The sequence below is a fragment of the Frankia sp. CeCAU1 genome, assembly GCF_977971845.1.
Genome location: NZ_CDWWXA010000117.1, coordinates 1,018 through 4,008, shown reverse-complemented (window position 1 = coordinate 4,008; position 2,991 = coordinate 1,018). Strand labels below are relative to the sequence as shown.

The window sequence follows — 2,991 nt, the reverse complement described above, 5'->3', positions numbered from 1 at the left end:
GGGCGGCAGAGGGTCCAGGGGCGCACCACCGAGGCCACGAAGGCATCCCGGTCCGGCTCCGGCATCCACACGGCCGCCTGGTCGAGATACCAGGCGATAATCCACAGCCGGTGCCAGTCGAGCGCCCACACCTCGGCGGGTAGGCCCCCGCGGGGACGGGACGTCTCCGCCGCGCCGCCAGCCCTGATGTAGGCCCAGATCATCCACCGAAGACTCGCCGGGTCCGCCCATCGAGTTGTCCGGAGGGGATTGTCGCCTTCAGGCGACAGGGGAATCCGGTACGGACCGCAAGTGACTAGACATGCCACGCTGGTATAGTCGGTGGCATGGGGCGGTAGGTGACGGCGGGCGCGGGCGGGGTCTACGACCTCGGCTACCGCGTCGTGTGGTGCCCCAAGTATCGCCGTCCCGTGCTCACCGGCCGGGTGCGCGAGCGGCTTGACGCGCTGCTGCGTGAGAAGTGCGCCGAGCATGACTGGCCGGTCATCGCGCTGGAGGTCGAGCCGGGCCACGTGCACCTGTTCGTCAAGGCTCACCCGAAGCACTCCCCGTCGTACGTTGCGAACCAGTTGAAGGGCTTCACGTCCCACGTGCTGCGCGCCGAGTTCCCGCATCTCAGATCCCGGCTGCCCACCCTGTGGTCCCGGTCGTACTTTGTGGCGACCGTCGGCGCGGTGTCAGCCGGGACGGTGACCCGGTACATCGAGACGCAGAACGAACGCCCGTGGCGCAAGGCGGCGGCGCGGTGAGGCGGACGTACAAGTTCCTGCTGCGCCCGACGGCGCATCAGGTCGCGTCGTTGACCGCGATGCTAGAACGACCACCGCGCGCTCTACAACGCGGCGTTGCAGGAGCGTCGGGACGCCTACGCGCACCCGTCGAAGACCAGGGTCAAGTACGGGGACCAGTCGGCCCAGCTGAAGGACATCCGGGCGTACGACCCACCTCAGGCCCGATGGTCGTTCTCCTCCCAGCAGGCCACCCTGCGACGCCTCAACCTGTCGTTCGCCGCGTTCTTCCGCCGCGTGAAGGCTGGCGAGACGCCCGGCTACCCGCGTTTCAAGGGCGCCGGGCACTTCGACACCGTGACGTGGCCTGTCGACAACGACGGCTGCCGCTGGGACTCCCAGCCCGACAACCCGACCCGGACGTTTGTGCGGTTCCAGGGCGTCGGGCACGTGAAGGTCCACCAGCACCGGCCGGTACGGGGCGCAGTCAAGACCCTGTCCGTCAAACGCGAGGGTGCCTGCTGGTGCCTCGTGCTCTCGTGTGGCGACGTTCCCGCCGCGCTGGTGGAACCCACGGGCGCGGTGGTCGGCCTGGATGTCGGGGTCGCGTCGTTGGTGACTACCTCGAACGGCGACCACTACGGCAACCCGTGTTTCCTCGAACGGTCCGCCGAACGCCTTGCCGACGCGCAGCGAGACCTGTCCTGCAAGAAGCGGGGCTCGAAGCGACGGGAGAAGGCCGTGGCACGGGTTGCGGCGCGGTCCTGCGCGGTCGCCCGGCAGCGGGTCGATCTCGCGAACAAGACCGCGTTCGAACTCGTCCGCGGCCACGACCTGATCGCCGTCGAAAGACTTAACATCAGGAGTATGGTCAAGCGGGCCGCGCCCAGGCCTGACCCCGACCGGCCGGGGGCGGCCTGCCCAACGGGCAGGCCGCCAAGGCTGGGCTCAACACGTCGATCCTCGACGCCGGGTGGGGGGTGTTCTTCAACGTGCCGCGTGCCAAGGCTGAAAGCGCCGGGCGGACGGTTGTTGAGGTGAACGCCCGCCACACCTGGGTGACCCGGGTGGCGTCGGCGAACCAGCGCAGCACGAGCACCGCCTGCTCACGACTGGTGAGCTTCCGTTGTCACCGCCCCCCTCAGCCACCCAGCCGCCTACCGTCCGTGATGCTCACGCAGAGCTATCGATCGTTGCGCGGAAAGGCTCACCGAGGTGAGGAGTTGACCGAAGTCGTCGGCGGACAGGACTGCGTTTGCTCGCGGCGGCAGCCCCGCTGGAGCAAGGCAACGGACGCGTGAGGAAGGGGTCGGTGCTTCGTCAGGCTTCCGGCGCCATATGTGCAAGCAGGGGGACATCAGCGGTGCTCGTACCGGCACGCTGCGGTCTCGCCGCTCAACGCCCGCGGTATGCGTCGGCGCGGTGCTCTACGGCGGTCACGAGAACGATGCGGTTCTCTTCGTCAATCTCATAGAGCACCCGGTACATGCCTCGCCGCGCCGACCAGGTTCCAGCGTAGGGCGGGTAGAGGAGACGCTTACCGAGCCTGTGCGGGTTCTCCAGGAGCGTCGTGGTGATGAACTCGTGTACGGCCGTGGCGACCTTTTCCGGTATACGTCCAGCAAGCGCGCGGGCCGCCGGACCGGTGATCTCAAGACGGTACGGCCCGGCAGCGCCCGTCATGACGAGCGTCTCCTGGCATCCGGCGCGGCGCGCTTGGCCATGAGCGCAGCCAGGTCCTCGGCGTCAAGCACGTCGCCGGCCTCGACAGCGGCGCGGGACTCGGCCAACTGCCGCATGGTCTCGCGGTTCGACAACACCTCGACGGTCTCCTCCAGCGCCGCGAGGTCGTCAGGCGAGACGAGGATCGCCACGGCATGACCATGGCGTGTGATCTCTACCCGGTCATGGGTTCGCTCGACGTCGTCGAGCAGCTCCGAGAGGCGGTTCCGAGCATCCGTGAAGGGCAGCGTCGTCACGATCTCAGTCTACGCTCAAGTGGCGTGAAGTTAAGGCAGAACTCGCGGCTCGAATCGGCCGCAGAGACAGTCGGCCCGGAGGCCAGGGCGCACTGGCCATGCGCACTGGCCATGCGCACTGGCCAGGGCGCACTGGCCAGGGCGCACTGGGTGGCAACTCGGCCGTCATCCGCGCAGATCCCGAGCCCGCCGCGTGGGGCCGAGCCGCGGCGGGCACCCGGGCCACACCGACGACGAAGACTGCCGAGCCGTCCTACAAGTGCGTGTGCAACCAAGGGGTGGTA

The 2,991-nt window shown here is 68.5% G+C and carries 5 protein-coding genes and 1 pseudogene; 3 read left to right on the top strand and 3 right to left on the bottom strand.

Annotated elements, in window-relative coordinates; all coding sequences use genetic code 11:
- A pseudogene (locus AC08OO_RS18000) lies at nucleotides 1–203 on the bottom strand (hypothetical protein); the annotation flags it as partial.
- Nucleotides 204–338: 135 nt separating this feature from the next.
- Here AC08OO_RS18000 and tnpA point away from each other — a divergent pair.
- Nucleotides 339–749, top strand: coding sequence for an IS200/IS605 family transposase (gene tnpA, locus AC08OO_RS17995; RefSeq protein ID WP_476610897.1), 411 nt, complete (start codon nucleotides 339–341; stop codon nucleotides 747–749).
- A 96-nt stretch (nucleotides 750–845) separates the two neighbouring features.
- Nucleotides 846–1,769 carry an RNA-guided endonuclease InsQ/TnpB family protein gene (locus AC08OO_RS17990; protein ID WP_476610896.1) on the top strand — a complete coding sequence of 308 codons (924 nt, stop codon included), beginning with the start codon at nucleotides 846–848 and terminating at the stop codon, nucleotides 1,767–1,769.
- Nucleotides 1,770–2,123: 354 nt separating this feature from the next.
- On the opposite strand, the gene AC08OO_RS17985 is transcribed toward AC08OO_RS17990, so the two are convergent.
- Nucleotides 2,124–2,411, bottom strand: coding sequence for a type II toxin-antitoxin system RelE family toxin (locus AC08OO_RS17985; protein ID WP_011437076.1), 288 nt, complete (start codon nucleotides 2,409–2,411; stop codon nucleotides 2,124–2,126).
- The gene (locus tag AC08OO_RS17980) at nucleotides 2,408–2,707 is read right to left on the bottom strand and encodes a type II toxin-antitoxin system Phd/YefM family antitoxin (protein WP_011437075.1); all 300 of its coding nucleotides are present in this window, start codon (nucleotides 2,705–2,707) and stop codon (nucleotides 2,408–2,410) included. The genes AC08OO_RS17985 and AC08OO_RS17980 overlap by 4 nt, the downstream gene beginning before the upstream one ends.
- Nucleotides 2,708–2,805: 98 nt before the next feature.
- On the opposite strand from AC08OO_RS17980, the gene AC08OO_RS17975 reads away from it, so the two are divergent.
- A partial coding sequence (locus AC08OO_RS17975; RefSeq protein ID WP_476610895.1) for a hypothetical protein occupies nucleotides 2,806–2,991 on the top strand: 186 nt, incomplete at its 3' end.

Bases quoted from the DNA above. Each gene is read 5' to 3' on its own strand.
- AC08OO_RS17985 (WP_011437076.1), bottom strand. From the start codon at position 2,411: ATGACGGGCGCTGCCGGGCCGTACCGTCTTGAGATCACCGGTCCGGCG.